The following is a 20,948-nucleotide window of genomic DNA, read 5'->3' as shown; positions in this document are numbered from 1 at the left end:
AAAGTAGCGTCTATTGCTCTTAGCGTCTAAACAGGATAAATTTCAATTCCACATTGGTGCGATTAAAAGAAAGCGACAATTGCGCTATAGCTGTTGTTTACAAATTTCAATTCCACATTGGTGCGATTAAAAGAGCGGCGCCGCACAAAAGACGGCAGCGGCTGAGCCGAATTTCAATTCCACATTGGTGCGATTAAAAGGATAACTACACCGTCGGCAAGTTCGTACTCCCCGTATTTCAATTCCACATTGGTGCGATTAAAAGGGCGTATTCGAGAGCAACGGACAGTTCCGTGTAGCGATTTCAATTCCACATTGGTGCGATTAAAAGAATTTTTGTTTTTGCGTTCATAGTACTATTATTTTTTATTTCAATTCCACATTGGTGCGATTAAAAGCCATTTCGGGAGCTAACGCCTTATTGGCTTTTGTCATTTCAATTCCACATTGGTGCGATTAAAAGGGCTGCAAACAGCGCTCGAAAGGTCGTAAATTTAAATTTCAATTCCACATTGGTGCGATTAAAAGACATTAAAAAGTTCAATGAGAATTGCGCAACGTTCATTTCAATTCCACATTGGTGCGATTAAAAGTCCGTAACTTCCTGAGATTTCATCTCCTATTGTCAATTTCAATTCCACATTGGTGCGATTAAAAGGGATGGATTTTTGTAATACAGAGCTGCACTCGGGATTTCAATTCCACATTGGTGCGATTAAAAGTAGTCTGTTACCAGCAAAGTTTGCTGTACGTTTTCATTTCAATTCCACATTGGTGCGATTAAAAGCAAAAAAAGTAGTCCTAAACAAAAAAGTTGGCTTCGATTTCAATTCCACATTGGTGCGATTAAAAGGGCTACAAAGTAGATAAAAAGCGCGCCCTCGACAAAATTTCAATTCCACATTGGTGCGATTAAAAGAGAGAGCGGCAAGGGCTACTATTCACAATAAATTACAGAATTTCAATTCCACATTGGTGCGATTAAAAGTCGTTGTGTATAACTTCAATCTCAATGGCGCCCCTATTTCAATTCCACATTGGTGCGATTAAAAGCAAAACCCCCTCGCCGCTGCTTTTGGTTGCGGGTATTTCAATTCCACATTGGTGCGATTAAAAGAATTACAGTTCGGAAAAATTGGATACGGTGAAGATTATTTCAATTCCACATTGGTGCGATTAAAAGAAACGTCTCTAAACGGGCTTTTTTCAGCTTGCGAAATTTCAATTCCACATTGGTGCGATTAAAAGCTCGTACGGAGTAAAGAACCTTTTTCGCTTCACAATTTCAATTCCACATTGGTGCGATTAAAAGGTACGTAAATTTGAGACACGCACCGCCGGCATGAACCAATTTCAATTCCACATTGGTGCGATTAAAAGAGGTCGATACACTATATATGATGAATTCGCAAGCAAATATTTCAATTCCACATTGGTGCGATTAAAAGCATCGGGGTTCTGGCACCGCGTTCAATACCTCCATATTTCAATTCCACATTGGTGCGATTAAAAGCGTCAGCTCCGTTTCGTATTTCAAAGCCAACTCTATTTCAATTCCACATTGGTGCGATTAAAAGCAAAGAGACGTTAGCGCTTATTGCGTTGGTTGTCATTTCAATTCCACATTGGTGCGATTAAAAGTAAGAAAAAAGCCAAAGGCGGCGGGGGGTATTATTATATTTCAATTCCACATTGGTGCGATTAAAAGAGACGTGAAGGCAAGACCGTTACGGCAACGGCACTATTTCAATTCCACATTGGTGCGATTAAAAGGGTGATCGCTAAATACGGATTGTACGCATTTCAATTCCACATTGGTGCGATTAAAAGCTGCGCACCCGGAGTACCAGCTTCGCCGATTTCAATTCCACATTGGTGCGATTAAAAGATTGGAAGCGTCCAATTAACACTCTCAGTATCATTTCAATTCCACATTGGTGCGATTAAAAGAGTTTTGAGGGATTCCTCTTCAGTTGAAAATTTCAATTCCACATTGGTGCGATTAAAAGCATGCTCAAATACTCTATATGATATGGTTCATTATTTCAATTCCACATTGGTGCGATTAAAAGCGTCCTTCCAAATCACTCAACAATGACTTAACATTTCAATTCCACATTGGTGCGATTAAAAGCCCTTTCGGTGTCGCAACATAACGTAAACACACATTTCAATTCCACATTGGTGCGATTAAAAGCGGCGCTCTACACTTCCCGGCAGCGGGTCAAGTGTTTGATTTCAATTCCACATTGGTGCGATTAAAAGACAACTTAAACGAGTGTAATCAAGAGTATACTTAATTTCAATTCCACATTGGTGCGATTAAAAGCAACTATAGAACAAATTTTTTAAAGATACAATATATTTCAATTCCACATTGGTGCGATTAAAAGCACTTCCAACAACGGCGTTACATAGTCATGAACGTATTTCAATTCCACATTGGTGCGATTAAAAGCAAAAGCGGGGCGAATCTTACAAGAGGCATGTAATATTTCAATTCCACATTGGTGCGATTAAAAGTGTAAGTGCAATAGCTTTGGTGCAATATTAACATATTTCAATTCCACATTGGTGCGATTAAAAGAGTCTCTTTCAAGCGCTTCTAATCGTATTTTGAAATTTCAATTCCACATTGGTGCGATTAAAAGTACGAATTGAAAGTTGCGAACTTTGTCATTTCAATTCCACATTGGTGCGATTAAAAGGCCTGTATGCTTCATAGGTAGCAAATTTCAATTCCACATTGGTGCGATTAAAAGTTTTTAATAACAAGTAAGACCTATCACTGTAAATTTCAATTCCACATTGGTGCGATTAAAAGCCAGCAAGACCTCGAACGTAACTGGAGCACTTTATTTCAATTCCACATTGGTGCGATTAAAAGTGCGTAAACTGTAAATATAAATAAATATAAGTGAATTTCAATTCCACATTGGTGCGATTAAAAGTGGTACATGACTGGCAGAGAACCGCTGTCGCAATATTTCAATTCCACATTGGTGCGATTAAAAGTCAAAAGCCAACGCTTGGAGCACACAGAATTAGCATATTTCAATTCCACATTGGTGCGATTAAAAGAGTCCAAGACGTTTTAGCACTTGTGCTCTCAAATCTATTTCAATTCCACATTGGTGCGATTAAAAGAGCAATTAGAGAAAGCAGAGCGATTCGTCGCAGCAATTTCAATTCCACATTGGTGCGATTAAAAGCGATGCTTTTCTGCTCGTTGCACTTTTAAGTCATTTCAATTCCACATTGGTGCGATTAAAAGTAAAGTTCTATTTACTTTTGTTTCAGTAAGCATTTCAATTCCACATTGGTGCGATTAAAAGTAATCAGTATGTATGGAGAGCGGAAAGGCAGAAATTTCAATTCCACATTGGTGCGATTAAAAGTTTAGATCGATACTTTCGATAACTTTCTGGTGATTTCAATTCCACATTGGTGCGATTAAAAGAAGTCTTTTCTATGACACAGAACGTACAAAACGATTTCAATTCCACATTGGTGCGATTAAAAGTGCGGCCTAAGATAGCAGTGCTATAGCGCGATTTCAATTCCACATTGGTGCGATTAAAAGCAACTTCGGTTTGAATATACAGCCTTAATTTCAATTCCACATTGGTGCGATTAAAAGTACATAGCCAAGGCTAAATCACAGCTAATTTCAATTCCACATTGGTGCGATTAAAAGTGCAAGTAAGACTTGCTACGTGAACGCTTAATTTCAATTCCACATTGGTGCGATTAAAAGTCAAGCTCACAAGTCAAGCTATGCGAGCATTTCAATTCCACATTGGTGCGATTAAAAGAGCACTGCGTACTGAAGACAACAAATCGATTTCAATTCCACATTGGTGCGATTAAAAGATAGCATGTACACGCTGGCTAAGTGTACTGAATTTCAATTCCACATTGGTGCGATTAAAAGAATCTGTGTTCAGCCATATCGACAGTATAATTTCAATTCCACATTGGTGCGATTAAAAGACTGCAATGCTAGTTGAACGTGCGATATTTCAATTCCACATTGGTGCGATTAAAAGAGTTCTAAGCTATCGTGCAGCTATTAAGATTTCAATTCCACATTGGTGCGATTAAAAGCCGTAGGCAATATAAAGCAAAAAGTGCTTTTTTGCAAGGGTAGAGGGCGCTTTTTTGTGAAAGGGGGAGAGAAAAAAGTCGTCGATGGGGAGTAGTGCAATTTTGCCGGGGGTACGACGACTTTTGTAATTTGTTGATTGTCAGTTGTTTGTGTTCTAACTTTTTCGATTTGTTTCTTCCTGTCCACTGATAGGGACGCCGGTTGAGTGTACATCGACGATATTCGTTTTGTTAACTGTATGTTTTTCAGTGTTTTACAAAAAGTTGTCTGTTGTGTTTTTTTCCTTTCCTATGATTTGTTTATCGAGCCGGTGCCCGTGCCGGCTGCTGAATATAATGAAGCTGTCGGTTTCGGGGTCCATGAGGCTACGCGCCTCATAGATGAGTTGTTGCAGTTTGGCTTCGGTGATTTCGCCTTCGAAGACCGAGTTTTGTATCCAATGCAAATAACGGCGGCACAGCTTGAGCATCTTGGCCGTGCGCTCTTGGGCTACATCATATACGGCAATGACATACATTTTACCACCAGGCTTTAAAGGGTTTGTAGGTTTGAATATTCAAAATGTGTTTGATGAGCTTGTAGCATTCCAGGCGCACGAGGTGTTCATAGCTGACTTTCCGATTGAGGGTGCGGTGCCGGATGGTCGTTTTCAGGCGTTCTTCCCACTGCTCTACAAATTTTCTGGCAGCCGAAGGGCGCAGTACGCAGCGGTTGAGCTCGCGGCGAAAGTCGGAGGGTTGTAGTATCTTTTTATTGAGCACATTGAAGATGGTGCGATCGACAAGCAGCGGTTTGAATATTTCGGCAAGGTCGAGTGACAGGCTGTAGCGGCGCATGCCCGGCTCGTGCAGAAAGCTGATGGTGGGGTTGAGTTGGGTGTGGTAAAGCTGCCGCAGGCAGAGGGTGTAACACAACATATTGCCAAATGAAATGAGGGTGTTCAGTTCGTTTTCGGGCGGTTGTTTGCTGCGCCGCTCAAAGGCAAAGCCGGACACGATGTGCTCAAAGCACTCGTAATAAATTTGGCGTATGTTGCCTTCTATGCCCATGAGGGTTTCTATGTCGTGGCTTGATTCGATGTGTTGCATGAGCCCTTCTATTTGGGCAATGGGGGTGTGCAGGGGCGTGCCGCGAGAGGCGTAGTAACGCAGGTTTTTCAGCATGTTGAATGCAGCACCTTTCACAAAAAGGCGTGCCAGCATCAGGCGCTTGGCTGCGTGCAGATAGTGTTGCGTTTGGGCAATCTGCACTTTGCCGGCAAGCAGATAATCGCGCGGCATGAATGAGCCGGTGTAGAACTCGTAGTAATTGAAGAAATGCACGGCAATGCCTTGTTGCCCTAAGAAGTTGTACAGGGCACTGTTGGCATCCAAAGCACCAAACACGTAGAGTTCTTTCACGCTTTCAACGGGCAGGTAGCGGGCTTGTCCTTCGTTGCCTTCTTCGTCTGTGGGCACGAACTTCAGGGTGTTGTCTTTGCGACTCAAGCGCCCGGGATTGAACAGATAATACGATTTCTTCATGGCATCTATTCGGTTTCGTCTATGTAGCAATAGTCATAGTAGGCACATTGGCGGCACAGCGGACTGCGTTGCAGGGGCGGGCATTGTGCATCGCGCAAAATCTGCACAATGGCATGCAGCTCTTGGCGGAGCCGTGCCTCGGTGGCCGCATCGAGCGGTGGCACTTCGGTGGTGCTGCGCAACAAAGGATATTCTATGATGCCGCGGCATCCTTCCATGCCGTTTTCTTTCAACAGGAGTTGATAAAAGCGCAGCTGGGCGATGTGTGCTTCTTCTTTGCGGTCCGATTTTTTGGTTTCGTGAATGGTGCGGCTGTCGGTGTCCAGATAGTCGAGCACGCCCAACAGCTGCACACCGGGGCACAACTGTGCCCGCAGTTCCAACTGGCGATCGCGTGTGCTGCGGCGCCCATAGCTGTGCTCATCTACCAGCTTGCCGGCATATACCAAGTCGCTGTTGTGCTCCATGCGTATGTGATGATGGAAGAGCCACATGCGACGCGGGCACGTCAAATAGTAAGACATGAGCACAGCGGTAATAGTAATGGGTGGCATGGTTTTATAAAATCAAGTCAACAGTACTTTGAATATCTAAGCCATACTCGTAGCTGTATAGTTGCCGGTTGGCCAGGGAACGTATTCCGAAGGAATCGCTGCTATAGACCGGTGGTGTTGCATTTCGGGGTAGTCTTACGTTGATGGTGTAGTCCTGAATGTGTCGCATCAACTGGGAGAGTTTAAGCCGAAGCGGAAGACTTGTGCGGTAGTCCGGGCATTGACCGATTTGTTCGGCTATTGTTTCTGCTTGCCGGTAGGGATCATGCTCGATGTCGGGAGCAATATAGTATTGATAAGTTTCTCCATAGGTTTCTTCTTGGATAAGTCTAAACCTACCCATGGTTTCAAACTTTCCTTTGTAAACAAGTTCAATAAGGTTGTGATTTTGCTTCTGCCCGTCTATCCATATTTCACAATCGCCTATAGACAGGTTTCGTGCAATGCGTTCAAAAAATCTTTTTTGAACATGGACCAGGTTTTTTTCTTCTATTTCCGTACAGTTTTTAAAGAGCTCAGCTTCCATATTGTTCAATTCGCCACGGAAGTCTTTATATACTATCTTGGCAAAGCTTTTACCTTCGCTTTTCAGGTGAAAGAGAAAGACATGCCCACCTTCCGGAAGTTTATTGTTGCGATTACAGCGTCCGGCGCTTTGTATGAGAGCCGGTAGTGGGCATAAGTCTCTGTAAACCACAGGGAAGTCAATATCTACGCCGGCCTCTATGAGTTGGGTGGAAATAAATATTACACGTTGCTTGCCTTCCTGAAGGGACTGCTGTATTTCCCGGATCTTACGCCGTCGATCGTGGGGGGTAAAATGGGTATTGAGCAGGAAAAGCCAGGTATTCCGGTCATGTAAAAGCTTTGCTTTTAGTGCTTTATACAGCTCTTTAGAACTTTGAATGGTATTTACAATAACCAAACAAGATTTGTCTTGTTGCAAGATGGCACTTACCAGCCGGCCATAATCCAGCTCAAAGGGATCGTGGCGTATGATTTTATAACGGTTGAAACAGGCGTGCTGAAAATATTTTGTGTATTCAAGCAGCTCTGCCGGCGGGCTATAGCCGGGAAAAAGCTTTTGTGGTTTTCTTTCTTCGGGCAAATATGGTTTTTCGGGGAAGATGAACTCGGGCATGGTGGCACTCGACAAAATGGCAAAGCACTGGTTCCGTTCGCAGAAAGCTTGTAACCAAGCCGCAAAGAAAATATACAACCTTGGGGGGAGTGCCTGTATTTCATCTATAAGAAATATGCGGTTACTTAAGTTGGGTAACTTTAACAAGGTAGCATTGCGGTTGCTCAACAATGTTTCAAAAAGCTGTACAAAGGTGGTTATGACAAAAGGATGGTCGAAGGTAGTGCGCAGAAAGTCGCGTTTAAGCAGCTTATCAAGCAAAGACTCATCTATGGTGTAGTCTAGTTGCTCGATGAGTTTTTCCATGTTTTTGTCATGCGCCTTCGAAGACACCGCCAACACCAGCTCTTCTTCCAGCAGTTTCTCTGCAATTGCCTGCGTTTGTTCTATAATAGACAAGAAAGGAAGGGCATAGACAATGCCCATTTCAGGGTACTTTTCTTGTATGATAGAAGCCAAGCGCAACAGTGTGAGCGTTTTGCCGGCGCCGGTAGGCGCAGTCAGTGTGAAGATTCGTGATTTGCCTTCGTTCAAGAAAGTACGTAGTCTGCTTTCTGCTTCTTTACGTAGGGCTATTCTTTGCTTGTTTAAGTCGTTATCGGCAGAAAAGCGATGAAAGGTATTGGTTAAGGCGTCAGGTAGTTTTTTTCTCAAGCGCTCAATTGTTTGAGGAAGCGCATAAAGCTCATTGTTGCCGGCGTCGCGCTTATCTGCCTCAATGAGAGAGGCAAAGGCGAATTGAGTATCCATAAAGTAGTCCAATGGCTTGTCTTGCCACTTTGCTACTATTTTTTGAATAAACGAACCCAGCTTTTCAATAATATTGGAAATCTCAAAGCTATTATGCTGAATACCTAAGTTTTCCCTGAGAAAGTCGGAAAAAGGTAGGTGCGGATTTTCTTCCAGGAAAGACTTAAGCTGAGACAGATGTTCCCGGCTGGTGGGGTGTTCAATATCAGGCAAATTGCCATGATGTTTGATAATCAGAAGAAAGATGATATAAATATAAATGGGCTCTTTTATCTCTTGACGAAGACTTTGATTATTTGTTAAAAAAAATGCAAGCCATGCTAATGCCGAGAGGTAGGCGTGTGCACTGTAGCCATTTACTTCTTTCTTTTCCAACTTCTGTTGAAAGAAGGGATTGATTTTGCCTAAGTCATGAAAATAGGCTGCCCATTTTACCACCGGAGAGGGGGAGCGGTGCAGAGCTTTTTGCACCACTCCCTCGATATGTTTTTCCAGTGGCTTACCCGGATGTGATTGATATTTCAAACGAGCACACATGCAAATGATACATTTTGCCGGTTACTACGATACTGGTTGTACTTTCCTTCCACCTTGATGCTGGCATTAACTGGAAACACTACGGGGACATAACTGTCCGGCAGATTGCGTAAACGGCTGTTTTGAATAGTTGGTATTTTATCAAAGCCTAAAACAACCTCTTGCACTGTATCCATGCGGGGTTTGTGGGAAGAAAGTACAAAGTAGGAGGTATCAAACTCTCCTTCGTTTTCTTGCAATACTTCCCCCTCATCCAGCAGTTCCAGGTTGCAGGGGCAATTGTGCAGCCCCAATACCGCCGGGTAGTATTGCTCTTCACTTTTTAGGCAGTTCACGAAATTTGAAAAAAGTGCTTCGGCATCGCTACCCGTTTGTCGTAGCGCCACGATGACTTCATACTGTGGGTTGCGTATGATTTCCATGGTTTTCCGGCTTTTATCATAAACATCGCTTATAGAAGGGCGAGCGGTGAAGCCGAAGCTCATTTTGCTCAACGGTGCGGGCACCTTGACGCTATAAGCAATGTCTTGGCAAAGTTGAGGGAAAGCCTTCCTCAACTTTGCACGCTCCCAGCCACTGACGGCGCCCATCAAACCGATAAGCGCAGTTTTGGGAATAATATTGTGGGTAAGTGGCTGGTTGTTGGTTTCGGTCCGGCGGAAATGTGCCCACTGTCCGCTAATTTTCATTCGGAAGGCTTTCATACTTCAATTTGGCTTAAGCTGTTTGATAAACAGGTTTGAGTTGCATTTTTTTCAATTTGTCGCTTAGTAGTTCCGTCAAGGCAGCTTCCACAGCTGGGTGCTCGGTATAGTAGCGCACTTCTTTTATTTTGGGCGAGTTGATGATTTCTTTCAGGCGATCGACTTTCAATCCAGCTTCTTCGAAAGAACGCACCTGTTCCTCGCTCACGCCTCCGGCAGGTTCAAGGTAAAGTGCACGGTCTATGCCATATACTTTATCCGTAGGCTTTTGATAAACAAACTGTAACAATAACAATGAGTCCTGCCCGGATTTGCTGCGGGTGTTGCTGTTGTTTACACTCTCCCATAGCGCCGTGAACATTGTATCGAGGTCATCGGGGGTGAGTGAAGTGTAGCGTGCAGCAAAGGGGGTGACCCAGCCATGAATTTGACAAACGGCATAAGGTACAATACTGGTAGTGCCGATAGCACCGCGCGATTTCTCACCGGAAGAGCTGAACAGTGAGGTGTTTTGATGAATGCGCAAATCTACACGGTTGAGTGATGGGTTGAGCAAAGCAAATTGCACCGGTCCGGTAAGGTTTACAGCGGCCTTTTCCTTTGTAGATATCCCACCGAACAAGCGTACATCTATACACTCCTGCATTACCTTCAGAAGTTGTTCTTCTGTTATCTTTTTAGGGTTGCTTATGTTATGCTTGGTTTTGTGTTTTTCAATTAAGGCATTAAGACGGCTGGCAGAACCGGACTCTTTGGAGTCCAAAAGGGATTTTTCTTTGTCGGTAACGTAAATTTCAAAGTTGCCGGCTTCCTGCAGATAGTCACGAATAAAGCGTTTGATACGCACATCGCTTACAAGAATCTTTTTGCTGTCTTCATCATAGCGTTGCTCGCCGGTGAAGGGGTCGCCGTTAGGAATGGAGTACTTCACCTCGTACAAGAATAAGATTTCGCTTTTTTCTTTGATTATGTTTTCCATGACCGTTGAGTTTTTAATGGTTTATTAAAATCAGTTTAACTGGCTGAAAAATAAAGTTTAAACCTCTTGGTTTGCTTCTTTGACCTCACTATTTGCTTCATTTTTGGTTTTTTGCTGAAAATAGGCTTCGAAAAAGCCCAATGCGCAAACATCTTTGTTGTAGTGCTTGGGAGGAGCACCCAAAAGCTGTGCCAACTCTTGCGAGGCGTTTCGCTGGTCGGGAAACATCCGCTCATGTATAGTGAGCTTCTCATTCAAAAAGTTGTAAAACTTCAGAATGTCAGCATAATGCGCAATGCGGCGTGTGAGATTGCCCACATAGTTCTTTTCAAAACTTTTGATAGGGCAGTCGTCGCGCCATGCGGCAAAGGGGCGTGCCATGATCCCCAGGCAGTAACCTATCCGGTAACTTGGATTCTGTTTTATTTCCATGATTCTGTCGTTTTGTTGCAATTCAAGAAGCAAATACAGTTGATATTTTAGGGAGTGATAGTAAACTTTGCCGTCTCGTAATTGCTGCTCTACATTGTCTACAAACGCAGGAAGCAACACAGCATCATTGCGATAGCTGTCCATATAAATCTTTGACAGCACACTCACAAAGTGATTGCGTAGTTTATCACTTTTCCCTTTTGATAAATTCAATATTTGTTTCAGTGCATTGTGAATTTCGAGTTGTAGCTGCTCAACTTGCTTATAACCTTCTTTTCGTGCCAGTTCTCGTATCTTTATCTTGATGTTTTGTATGCGCTGTTCCAATAAGCTCAAGAAGCTTTTGCTAAGGTTCTCTATAGTCAGCAGGTAGGTGGCCGGGCTGGCAGCACTCTTGGGAGATATAAAGACTATGTCGTAAGCAATATCATTACTGAATGGAGCATGAGTAAGAGCGTGAGTCATAGGCTCGAAGAGTACATCCCACTCGTCTTGCTCATCGGTGCTGTTGTTTTTTGCCGCAGTTGCTTGTTGTTTGTCTTTGAGAGCCTTTTCTTTATCCACCGCCTTCTCTATTGTCTTGCCGGGAGTGGTAAAGAACTCAATCAAGGCATCGGCTGTAATGTTCGGACCATGAGGAAGTGCTACTACATGCACATTGCTGTCAGGCTTAAAGAAAGCTGTTTCGGCAAACCCCATGGCATACATAAGAGCCCAGATGTCATCCAAGCTATTGAAAAGATACATCTGGTAACTGTGCTTAAATAACGGGCTGTCTGTAAGGGTTTTATTCGTCAGAACACTTCGCTTATTGTCATCTTCTGAAACGCCCATGGTAATCAAGCCCTTTTTCAGGCTGAAGCCTTTGAGTTCATCGGTATTTACCGGATAGGCGAATGATTCCAGTATATGCTTTTTCAGTACTTGCATGGCTTCTTCTTGCTCATACCAAAACTTGCCGCCTTCGAAGCAAAAGTGTAGAATGACTGCCGGGTGGCTTTTTAGTAGCGCTTCTATTTCCTCCTTCCTTTCTTTGAAGGCATGCCTGAACTTTACAATGAAGGAGTCTTCCGGCAGAGTGGCTGCTTGCTCTTCAGCAGCATCGAAAGAACTTTTCTTTAGCAAGCGATAATTGCCGTTTTCTTCAATGATTGCACTACCTGTCTTCTTGGGATAGTGAGCATAAGAAATATCGCCATAAAGGTAACGTTTGGAAGAGTCGCGGTCGGAAGTCTTGTAATTGAGGGTATAAAGCAATTTAATGTAGTCCTCGTCCTTGATTTCTTCTTTTTGTTCCAAATTAATGAATAACCTGTCTTCTTTTGAATCTACCGGAATTTTGTATATCACCGGCTCTATGGGGTTATTGTTGTTATCTTTTTTCTTCCGGTAAACATCTATATCTTGTTTCACCGGGTTAAAATACCGGTGATATTGCATCCCCTGCGGGTGTTGCTGCACTATCTTGCCGATTTCTACAATTGTTTCCAGCATCATATCTTTTCAATTTAAAGTTATGTTCTACTACTAAATGACTTTAAGCGAAGCGGTGTCATGCACCACCTGCACCAGACCCATGCCGGCGGCGGCATTTTTTTCGCCGAAGCCGGCGTTGTAACCTATTTCATGCAGTTCGATGGGGGCGGTCAGTTCGAAGCTGAACTCATAGCCACGCAAGTCGGTGGTTTTGACCCGCAGCAGCTTGGAGCGCGGGCGGCTGAGCAGGCGGAAAGCAAAAGGCACATTGTAGGGCAAGCTTTCTTCGAGAGGCGCTTCATTGCTAAGCACCGTGACGCCCTGCCATGCACGCCATTTGCGCAGCAGGTTTTGCAGCAGCAAAGAAGCATATTCCGGTGCGTCCGGTGCCAGGTATTGCGGATAGGGGTTGCCCTCGTAGAGGCGGCTTATCAGGATGGGCGATTCGCAGCGGTAGCGCATCGTTTCTTTGAATGCCGGTGGCGGCAGCATACGCACCGTCTGCACCTCGAAGTCCACATGGTAATGCCTGCTGCCCAGCGAAAAGCGTTGATGTTCAAACAAGCCGGTTACGAAGTGCTGCAGGGTGTCCGGCACATGAAACGAGAGCGTCAAGGTGGTAGGGGCTTCTTTCAGCACCAGCATTTTACTTTGCCGGTCAACGCCGTAGCGGCGCGGCTGCAGCTTGCCGAAAGTAAACAGACGGTATGCCCGCTTGCCATAGACGTGCCCTTGTTGATGCAGCCATTCGGCAAAGTCGCCATCGGCTTGTGCCAGTGTCTTGTAAATCCATGAAGACAGATGATACTGATAGTTGAAATCCACCTTGGCTTCATTCGAATGTTGTAGTGTCAGCTGAATTCTCATTGCGATGATTTTATTTGGTTATCTGTGATTGATGGAAGTAAATCTACTATTGCAGGTATGACAAAAACTGTCCCACCTCAAAAATTTTTTTCACCTTTTTTCAGAAAAACCATTTTTTCAAACTGTGCCTGCAAGTGTGCCACCAGCTCACCGGGTGCCACAATATCGATGACGTGCTCATGATTGCCCAAAAGGAAGTTGGTCAGCCCTATAAATTGATGGTTGACCTTGCAACGAAAAGCATAGGTTTCGGCATCTATCTTTTCGCAATATTGGGCGCAAAGCGGAAACTGCTCTATGAGCAGATTATAGCCGCCCGTTTTCAGGCGGATATCCACCGTTACTTGGTCCTTATCTACAATGAGGAAAGGGTCGGTAGGCAGAGGGCGGTGCTTATGTTCATATTGCCATGCTTCATCGAGTACCACCACTTCGCCACAGCGCGAAGGGCGGAAAATACGGTTGCCTTGGCGGTGCAGGTCATAGGCAAAACACAGGTCTTCGGCTGCCCGCAGCTCGAATACCTCTACCCGGCGGTCTTTCGTTTCGTTGGAGTTGACCGAACGGTAGTTCTTCAATAACACCTGCCGTTTTTGCTTTTGTGCTTCTGCCAGACGTTCTATTTTGGTTAAAAAAGGCTTGGGGTAGGCCAGCAAGCCCAGTTTATGGAAATCATAAAGTGAGCCCAGTTTTTCTTTCAAGCGGCGCGCTTTGTTTGCCTGCAAAGGCAGGCTGTCTATGGCACGATAGAGCATCTCCTGCTCTTCGCCGGAAAAATAAAGCAGGTCGCGCAACTCCTTGCCTTTCTCTTCTGTGCGCAGCGCATAGCGGTATTTGCGGTCATAATCGACAACAAAACCGGCATTGCGCAACTCTTCCAAGTCACGTTTTATGGTGCGCTCATTTACGCCCATCTTCTCTGCCAGCTCTTTGAGCGTATAGGCATAGGGACTTTGAATAAGCCTCACCAAAAGGCGCAATACGCGCGCACGGGGGCGATTTTTGTCAATCATGGGCTCAATCCTTTATGTGCGTGGTAGTGGGCAACGGTGTACCCTGTCGCATGACAAAATAATGATTTTCCAAAATATTACACATTTTTTTGCAAGCTTGTAATGGAAAAGGACGGAAGCGCCAAACCGTACTTTCCCCGCCGGCACCGCTTGTGTTTCTTCAAAAAGCACTAACTTTAAGCCCCTAAGCGTAGAAAAGATTTTACAAACAAGGCAATTAAAAACATATACACAGACTATGGCAAAACCAACTATCAAAGAGCTATTGGCCATGGCGCCACAAGAGCAGAGCGTGGAAGTATTGGGCTGGGTGCGCAACCGCAGAGGCAGCAAGCAAGTAGCTTTTATCACTGTCAACGATGGCTCTACCATTCACAACATACAGGTGGTCGTTGACTTGAACCAAATCCCCGAAGAGCAGCTGAAAGACGTGCATACCGGCGCTTCGGTGCGGGTGTTGGGCAAGCTGGTGCCTTCGCAGGGCAGCGGGCAGGCTGTGGAGGTGCAAGCCCAAGAGATAGAGGTACTGGGACCGGCCGATCCGGAAAAATATCCCTTCCAACCCAAAAAACACTCATTGGAGTTTGTGCGCGAAAACGCACACCTGCGTGCCCGTACCACCACCTTTGGCGCTGTGTTTCGCATCCGTCATCATGTATCCTATGCCATCCATAAGTTCTTCCATGAAGAAGGTTTCTTCTATGTGCATTCGCCCATCATCACGGCTTCCGATGCCGAAGGGGCAGGGGCTATGTTCCGGGTCACTACCCTCGACCCCAAAAACCCGCCCTTGACCGAAGACGGTGAAGTAAACTTCAAAGAAGACTTCTTTGAGCGCCCGACGAACCTGACTGTTTCCGGGCAACTTGAAGCCGAACTCATGGCTTTGGGCTTGGGGCGTGTATATACTTTCGGTCCTACTTTCCGTGCCGAAAACTCGAACACAACCCGCCACCTGGCAGAATTCTGGATGATAGAACCCGAAGCCGCTTTTTACGACATACACGACAACATGGATTTGGCAGAGCGCTTTGTGAAGTACGTCATACGGCATGTGCTCGAGCATTGCGCCGACGACCTGCCTTTCCTGGAAAAGCGCCTGCTCGACGAAGAAAAGAGCAAGAAACAAGAAGAGCGCAGCCCCATGCCGCTCATCGAAAAACTGAACTTCGTGGTAGAAAATGCTTTCGAGCGCCTGACCTACACCGAAGCCATCGATATTTTGCTGCAGTCGAAGCCGCACAAGAAAAACCAGTTTCAGTTTCCTGTATCATGGGGCATTGACCTGCAGGCAGAGCACGAGCGCTACCTGGTGGAAAAGCACTTCAAAAAGCCGGTGATTTTGACCGACTACCCCAAAGAAATCAAGGCTTTTTATATGAAGCAAAACGACGACGGCAAGACCGTCCGCGCCATGGATGTGCTCTTCCCGGGTATTGGCGAAATCATTGGCGGCTCGCAGCGTGAAGAAGACTATGACAAACTCAAGCGCCGCATGGAAGAAGTGGGCATCTCTACCGAAGAAATGTGGTGGTACCTCGATACCCGCCGCTTCGGCTCTGTGCCTCACAGTGGCTTTGGCTTGGGCTTGGAGCGTTTTGTGCAGTTCATCACCGGCATGGGCAACATTCGTGATGTGATTCCTTTCCCCCGTACACCCGGTAACGCCGAGTTCTGATGCAAAACAGACAACTGCAACCGCCCCCGGAGCACCTGAAAAAGCAACTATGGCAGGCACTGCGCGGTCCGCTGCCGGGCTGGCGTGCCCATATAGACATGGCCCCTCCGCAGCGCTTCCCCGACAAGGAGCCGCGTGACCTGCCCCCACCACCCGGTGCACGCTTGGGGGCGGTGCTGCTGCTCTTATATCCCAAACACGGCAGCTGGCATATGCCTTTCATCGTGCGGCAAAAATACCCCGGTGTGCACAGCGGACAAATCGCTTTTCCCGGCGGTAAAGTAGATGATACCGACCCCGGTTATGTGCATACGGCACTGCGCGAAACAGCCGAAGAAGTGGGGGTGGTTGTGTCGCCGGAGCAGGTGATAGGAAAACTAAGCCCGCTGTATATCCCCCCAAGCAATTTCATGGTCTATCCGCAGGTGGCAATGATAGACTATACACCTGTTTTTACACCGGAACCCGCCGAAGTGGCCGAAATATTGGAAATCCCTTTGTATCAGTTCGAGCATTGCCGTGATGTGTATGTACGCCCTTGGAAAGACCAAGAATATCGCATCCCTTGTTTCCGTATTGGAGACCATATCATATGGGGCGCCACAGCCATGATATTAAATGAATTTTTGAATGTGTGGAAGCAAGTCATGGAAGGGTAATCAAAGCAGAAGCCACCATTGTGAGGCATTGAGAAGTACAGATAATAAATATTGAAAACAGCTTTTTTAAAAAGCATTGTTTTGGTCTGCACGCTTGGTAGCACGCACCAGTATCGTTGAACTGTTTTTGATGTAACGGCTTGTTAATTTTATTGGTTTGATACCGATTGGCATTTATCGAGTATTAGGCTACTTCCGTCGAAAAAAAAAACACAAATAATGGAAATTATGTATATTTGAATACAAATATACATAGCTCATTTGGCATATGAAAGCATTATGGTCCTTACTATTGTGGATATCTTTAAGTGCGCACTGGGCACAAGCGCAGTATGTCAACGCTTATGCCAAAGTATTGGCAGTAAGTGGCAACAATCTGACGCTTTCTACTGCTCCCGGTGAAATCAACGAAACATACGATACTTTCGATAATGGTGACCTGATTATCATTATGCAAATGCAAGGCAATGTGTTGGGAAACACCACCAACACCAGCGCTTTTGGCGACCCCATTGCCGGCTTGGGCAGTGTGGGGTTGTATGAAGTAAGGCAAATTGTTTCTCAGACTTACTCTCCACAGCGTGTGCTTACGCTCGATGCGCCTCCTGCCAATACCTATCAAATAGATTCTAACAGCAGTTTACAAGTCATTACTTTTCGCCGCTTGGGCAATCCAAACTATACGACAACCTCGAATTTGGCAGCCTTGCCATGGAATGGAAATATTGGTGGCGTATTGGCAATAGATGTGCCCGGCACGCTCACGCTCGCCCACAACCTTACAGCTGATGGTGCAGGTTTTCGGGGAGGACCCAATGATGATAATACACAAAGTTTATGGCGCAACATGCCAAACCCTGTTTGTGAAGACAATGTTTTTTATTCTAACTATCCCGGTGTGCGTGCTCCTAAGGGAGAGGGGATTTACAAAAATACCAACCCAAACTATGTGGCAGCTCGAGGGAAGCTACTAAATGGTGGTGGGGGTGGCAACAGCCACAATGGCGGCGGCGGGGGCGGCGGAAATTACAGCGCCGGTGGCAATGGCGGGTGGGGATGGAACTGCGACCAAGTCAATCGTAGTGCTGGTGGACTGGGAGGGATTGCTCTTAATGGTTATACAAGCATCAACCGCGTCTTTATGGGCGGTGGCGGTGGTGCCGGTGAACGAAACAACGGCTTCGATTCGTATGGGGGCAATGGCGGTGGCATCATCATTTTGCGGGCAGCTTCTGTAGGGACAAGTGGTAGCTGCACCTCAGCCCGGCTTATTTCGGCAAACGGCAATGATGCTGCACCCGGCAATGGTTGGGATGGCTGTGGGGGTGGCGGTGCCGGCGGAAGCATTGTGCTTATAGTAAATAACTGGAATGTACCACTTTCTTGTCCAATTCATGTGAGTGTAAATGGGGGAAATGGGGGCAATGTGAACTCTTCTATGCACGGTGGAGGTGGCGGCGGAGGGCAAGGAGTGATTTTCTTTACCACCCCTTTGCCGGCGAATGTAACCACCAGTACAGCCCCGGGTATTGGAGGGTGCAATAACAACGCCAACCCCTGCGATAGAGCCGCTAATGGGCAAAATGCAGGAAGCAGTGTGTTTACTTCGCAGTTTACGCCCTTGCCCGTAGAGTTGCTGGGTTTCCGGGCTTTGGCTTTGGAATATCCGAAGGTCCGTCTTGAGTGGGCTGTAGCTCAACCCGAAGAAGCAGCAGCTTTCCATATTGAGCGTTCTGTTGACCTGCAAACATGGGAAGAAATAGGCAGACTCTTATCCAAGCCTCATCAACAATATTATAGCTTTTATGATACAGAGGCATCGAACCGGCAAATTTATTACCGTCTGAAAGTATATCGTACCTCAGGCGAACACTTCTACTCCAACGTTCAGTTTGTGGATTTTGGCCATGTTACCGCCGAAGTATATTTATATCCGAACCCTACCACTAATAAAGTGTTTATAAGCAGCAACAGGAAATTACTCAAAGTTTGGGTATGTGGCATAGAAGGGACGCTCCTTGCTGATGTGCCTGTGCGAGTAGAGGGACACCAAGCAGAGGTGAGTTTGCATTCCTTAGCCAATGGTTTCTATTTGTTATATATTCAAACCGAAAACCAATTGAAAATAGAGCGCGTGTGCTTACAAAAGTAAGCAGCTGTGCCGGATTAGTTGGGCAGGCTGTGGTCCAGTAATGAATGCCCGAAAGTACACACTTTATGCCACTGTCTGCCCTCTTTTTTTATTTTATTTTTAATTTTTGCCTTTTTTACGTATATTTAAACAAATCAACCCAATCCTTTTTTTATGCATTCCATTGACAATGTAAAACTCGATTTTTTACGTATAGAAGACTACGAAGACCTTTGCGAAGCCATGCGCGCAGCCTACCCTTCCATGCCAACCGTATGGCAGCGCTCGCATGTCGAACGTCTTATAAAGCTTTTTCCGGAAGGGCAGGTGGTTATCCGTGTAGATGGCAAGCTGGCAGCTTGTGCACTTGCCATTATTGTGGAAGACGACCTGGCAGAAGAACACCATACCTACCGCGAAATTACCGGGAACTACACCTTCAATACCCATACCCCCGATGGCGACGTGCTATATGGCATTGAGCTGTTTGTGCACCCCGATTACCGCGGCTTGCGCTTGGGGCGCCGCCTCTATGATTACCGTAAGGAACTGTGCGAGCGCCTGAACCTCAAAAAAATAGTATTTGGCGGGCGCATCCCCAATTATCACCAATATGCTGCTGAACTGACACCCAAGGAATACATTGCAAAGGTAGCACACAAGGAAATTCACGACCCCGTGTTGAGCTTTCAGCTTTCGAACGACTTTCATGTGGTGCGTGTGCTGAAAGGATATCTGGAGGGCGACGAAGCCTCGCAAGAATATGCGGTTTTGCTCGAATGGGATAACATCTACTACACCCCGCCGCAACGCAAACCCAAAATCAACAAAACCGTTGTGCGCTTGGGACTGGTGCAGTGGCAAATGCGCTTTTACAAAGGACTGGACGACCTCATGCAGCAGGCAGAGTTTTTTGTAGATGCGCTGTCTGCCTACCGGGCCGATTTTGCCCTCTTCCCTGAGTTTTTCAATGCACCGCTGATGGCTGCTTACAACCACCTGTCCGAGGCTGACGCCATTCGCGCTTTGGCAGAATATACGCCGGTGATTTCACAGCGCTTTTCAGAGCTGGCAGTCAGCTACAATATCAATATCATTACCGGCAGCATGCCGCTGCTCACCGACGAAGGCAAGCTATTGAACGTGGGGCATTTGTGCCATAGAGATGGTAAAGTAGAACGCTATGAGAAAATACATGTTACCCCCGATGAAGCCAAAGTGTGGGGGCTGGAGGGCGGCAGCCGGCTGCGTGCTTTCGATACCGACTGTGGTAAAATAGGTATTTTGATTTGCTACGATTCGGAATTTCCGGAGCTAAGCCGCCTGCTGGCCGATGAAGGCATGCAAATCCTGTTTGTTCCCTTCCTTACCGATACCCAAAACGGCTATTCGCGGGTGCGCCATTGTGCACAAGCCCGTGCCATAGAAAACGAGTGCTATGTGGCCATTGCCGGCAGCGTGGGCAATCTGCCCAAGGTGCACAACATGGATATTCAATACGCCCAATCGATGGTATTCACGCCTTGCGACTTTGCCTTTCCTGCCAATGGCGTGAAGGCAGAAGCCACCCCCAATACGGAAATGATATTGATTGCCGATGTGGACCTGGACCTTTTACGCGAGCTGCACCAATACGGTAGCGTGCGCAACCTCAAAGACCGCCGTACAGATGTGTATCGTGTGGAGCGTGTGAAGCGGGAGCAAGTGCCTGCCGGTTCCGGCATAGAGCACCCAACTGCTTGATTGCAAGCTTGTAAAGAGGCATCGCAAGGGGAAGAAATGCTTTTATTTGCTCTATGAGTTCACTCAAAAATACATATAGCCATGCAAGTGATTCGTTTTCTTCTCTTCCTGTTGCTTGCCTCTGCTTCTCTTTGGATGCAACAACAGGCGCAGGCACAAATTGCCTTGTTTGATTCCCTTCGCAATGAGCGCGCCCGCACCTTGGTGATGAGTTCTGACTCTTTGGGTGGCTTAAAAGTAACATTCAATGCTGCCGGCGCTTTGGACGCCGCTTCGATTACCCGGAGAGAGTTTACCAAAGGACCCATAGCAGCCTCTATACGCTGGGTGCTCAATATGGAGACTGGTCAGCTAAGACTCTATTACGATGGCGAGGTGTTATTTGAGAAAAAAATGAATGAAATCAATAATGGAAAAGCTCTTTTATCTGATGGTAGTTTTTGCAATGTAACGCGTTTTTTCTTAGATGGGGGGGAAATCTTAGAGGTATACTCTAAAAAAGAATCCGGTGAAAAACGTCCTGTGTGCCTAATCTATTATTCGCCGGATGCTGACCAAGCCTTGTTTTGCTTCGGCAGGGTTTATGTGTCGCTTCTTTAAGAAGCCGGCTAAATAGCTTCCATGTATAAACATTGGTGTGTAAACAATATAAA

At 45.9% G+C, this 20,948-nt stretch carries 14 protein-coding genes and 1 CRISPR repeat array (1 of these 15 only partly in view); of the genes, 5 read left to right on the top strand and 9 right to left on the bottom strand.

From position 1 onward, the window contains the following. Positions 1 to 4,107: a CRISPR direct-repeat array (repeat unit 30 nt; unit sequence ATTTCAATTCCACATTGGTGCGATTAAAAG) (it extends 683 nt beyond the left edge of the window). 254 nt (positions 4,108 to 4,361) lie between these two features. The 9 genes from cas2 to QVE43_RS05685 all read right to left on the bottom strand — a co-directional run bounded on the left by cas2 (position 4,362) and on the right by QVE43_RS05685 (position 14,084). Further along, positions 4,362 to 4,625, bottom strand: a complete 264-nt coding sequence (gene cas2, locus QVE43_RS05725; RefSeq protein WP_038032082.1) for a CRISPR-associated endonuclease Cas2 — start codon at positions 4,623 to 4,625, stop codon at positions 4,362 to 4,364. A 1-nt stretch (position 4,626) separates the two neighbouring features. Beyond that, the gene (cas1b, locus tag QVE43_RS05720; protein ID WP_288005063.1) at positions 4,627 to 5,631 is read right to left on the bottom strand and encodes a type I-B CRISPR-associated endonuclease Cas1b; all 1,005 of its coding nucleotides are present in this window, start codon (positions 5,629 to 5,631) and stop codon (positions 4,627 to 4,629) included. 5 nt (positions 5,632 to 5,636) lie between these two features. After that, complete coding sequence (cas4, locus tag QVE43_RS05715) at positions 5,637 to 6,185, bottom strand: CRISPR-associated protein Cas4 (RefSeq protein WP_288005062.1); 549 nt, start codon at positions 6,183 to 6,185, stop codon at positions 5,637 to 5,639. A 4-nt stretch (positions 6,186 to 6,189) separates the two neighbouring features. Further along, positions 6,190 to 8,613, bottom strand: coding sequence for a CRISPR-associated helicase Cas3' (cas3, locus tag QVE43_RS05710; RefSeq protein ID WP_288005060.1), 2,424 nt, complete (start codon positions 8,611 to 8,613; stop codon positions 6,190 to 6,192). Further along, positions 8,598 to 9,317, bottom strand: coding sequence for a CRISPR-associated protein Cas5 (gene cas5 / locus QVE43_RS05705; protein WP_288005058.1), 720 nt, complete (start codon positions 9,315 to 9,317; stop codon positions 8,598 to 8,600). Before cas5 ends, cas3 begins: the two co-directional genes overlap by 16 nt. 13 nt (positions 9,318 to 9,330) lie before the next feature. Then, entirely contained in the window at positions 9,331 to 10,296 is a 966-nt protein-coding gene (locus QVE43_RS05700; protein ID WP_288005056.1) for a type I CRISPR-associated protein Cas7, read from the bottom strand. Between the two features lie 57 nt (positions 10,297 to 10,353). Next, on the bottom strand, positions 10,354 to 12,225 hold the full coding sequence (locus QVE43_RS05695) for a hypothetical protein (protein WP_288005055.1): 1,872 nt from the start codon (positions 12,223 to 12,225) through the stop codon (positions 10,354 to 10,356). A gap of 30 nt (positions 12,226 to 12,255) precedes the next feature. Continuing rightward, positions 12,256 to 13,071: a CRISPR-associated endoribonuclease Cas6 gene (gene cas6, locus QVE43_RS05690; RefSeq protein ID WP_288005053.1), complete on the bottom strand. Its 816-nt coding sequence runs from the start codon at positions 13,069 to 13,071 to the stop codon at positions 12,256 to 12,258. 77 nt (positions 13,072 to 13,148) lie between these two features. Further along, positions 13,149 to 14,084: a YafY family protein gene (locus tag QVE43_RS05685; RefSeq protein ID WP_288005051.1), complete on the bottom strand. Its 936-nt coding sequence runs from the start codon at positions 14,082 to 14,084 to the stop codon at positions 13,149 to 13,151. A gap of 238 nt (positions 14,085 to 14,322) precedes the next feature. Between QVE43_RS05685 and asnS the strand changes: the two genes are divergently transcribed. From asnS to QVE43_RS05660, 5 genes are all read left to right on the top strand, one after another. After that, the gene (gene asnS / locus QVE43_RS05680) at positions 14,323 to 15,762 is read left to right on the top strand and encodes an asparagine--tRNA ligase (protein WP_288005049.1); all 1,440 of its coding nucleotides are present in this window, start codon (positions 14,323 to 14,325) and stop codon (positions 15,760 to 15,762) included. Continuing rightward, positions 15,762 to 16,421, top strand: a complete 660-nt coding sequence (locus QVE43_RS05675) for a CoA pyrophosphatase (protein WP_288005047.1) — start codon at positions 15,762 to 15,764, stop codon at positions 16,419 to 16,421. The genes asnS and QVE43_RS05675 overlap by 1 nt, the downstream gene beginning before the upstream one ends. A 268-nt stretch (positions 16,422 to 16,689) precedes the next feature. Then, positions 16,690 to 18,573, top strand: a complete 1,884-nt coding sequence (locus tag QVE43_RS05670) for a T9SS type A sorting domain-containing protein (RefSeq protein WP_288005045.1) — start codon at positions 16,690 to 16,692, stop codon at positions 18,571 to 18,573. 153 nt (positions 18,574 to 18,726) lie between these two features. Further along, positions 18,727 to 20,295, top strand: coding sequence for a bifunctional GNAT family N-acetyltransferase/carbon-nitrogen hydrolase family protein (locus QVE43_RS05665; RefSeq protein WP_288005043.1), 1,569 nt, complete (start codon positions 18,727 to 18,729; stop codon positions 20,293 to 20,295). Between the two features lie 81 nt (positions 20,296 to 20,376). Continuing rightward, on the top strand, positions 20,377 to 20,895 hold the full coding sequence (locus tag QVE43_RS05660) for a hypothetical protein (RefSeq protein WP_288005041.1): 519 nt from the start codon (positions 20,377 to 20,379) through the stop codon (positions 20,893 to 20,895). The last annotated feature ends 53 nt before the right edge of the window (positions 20,896 to 20,948 follow it).

Origin of the sequence: Thermonema sp. (assembly GCF_026003375.1) — a bacterium.
Lineage (GTDB): Bacteria > Bacteroidota > Bacteroidia > Cytophagales > Thermonemataceae > Thermonema > Thermonema rossianum.
The sequence above is the reverse complement of the archived record's forward strand: the minus strand, read 5'-3'. Positions and strand labels throughout refer to the sequence as shown.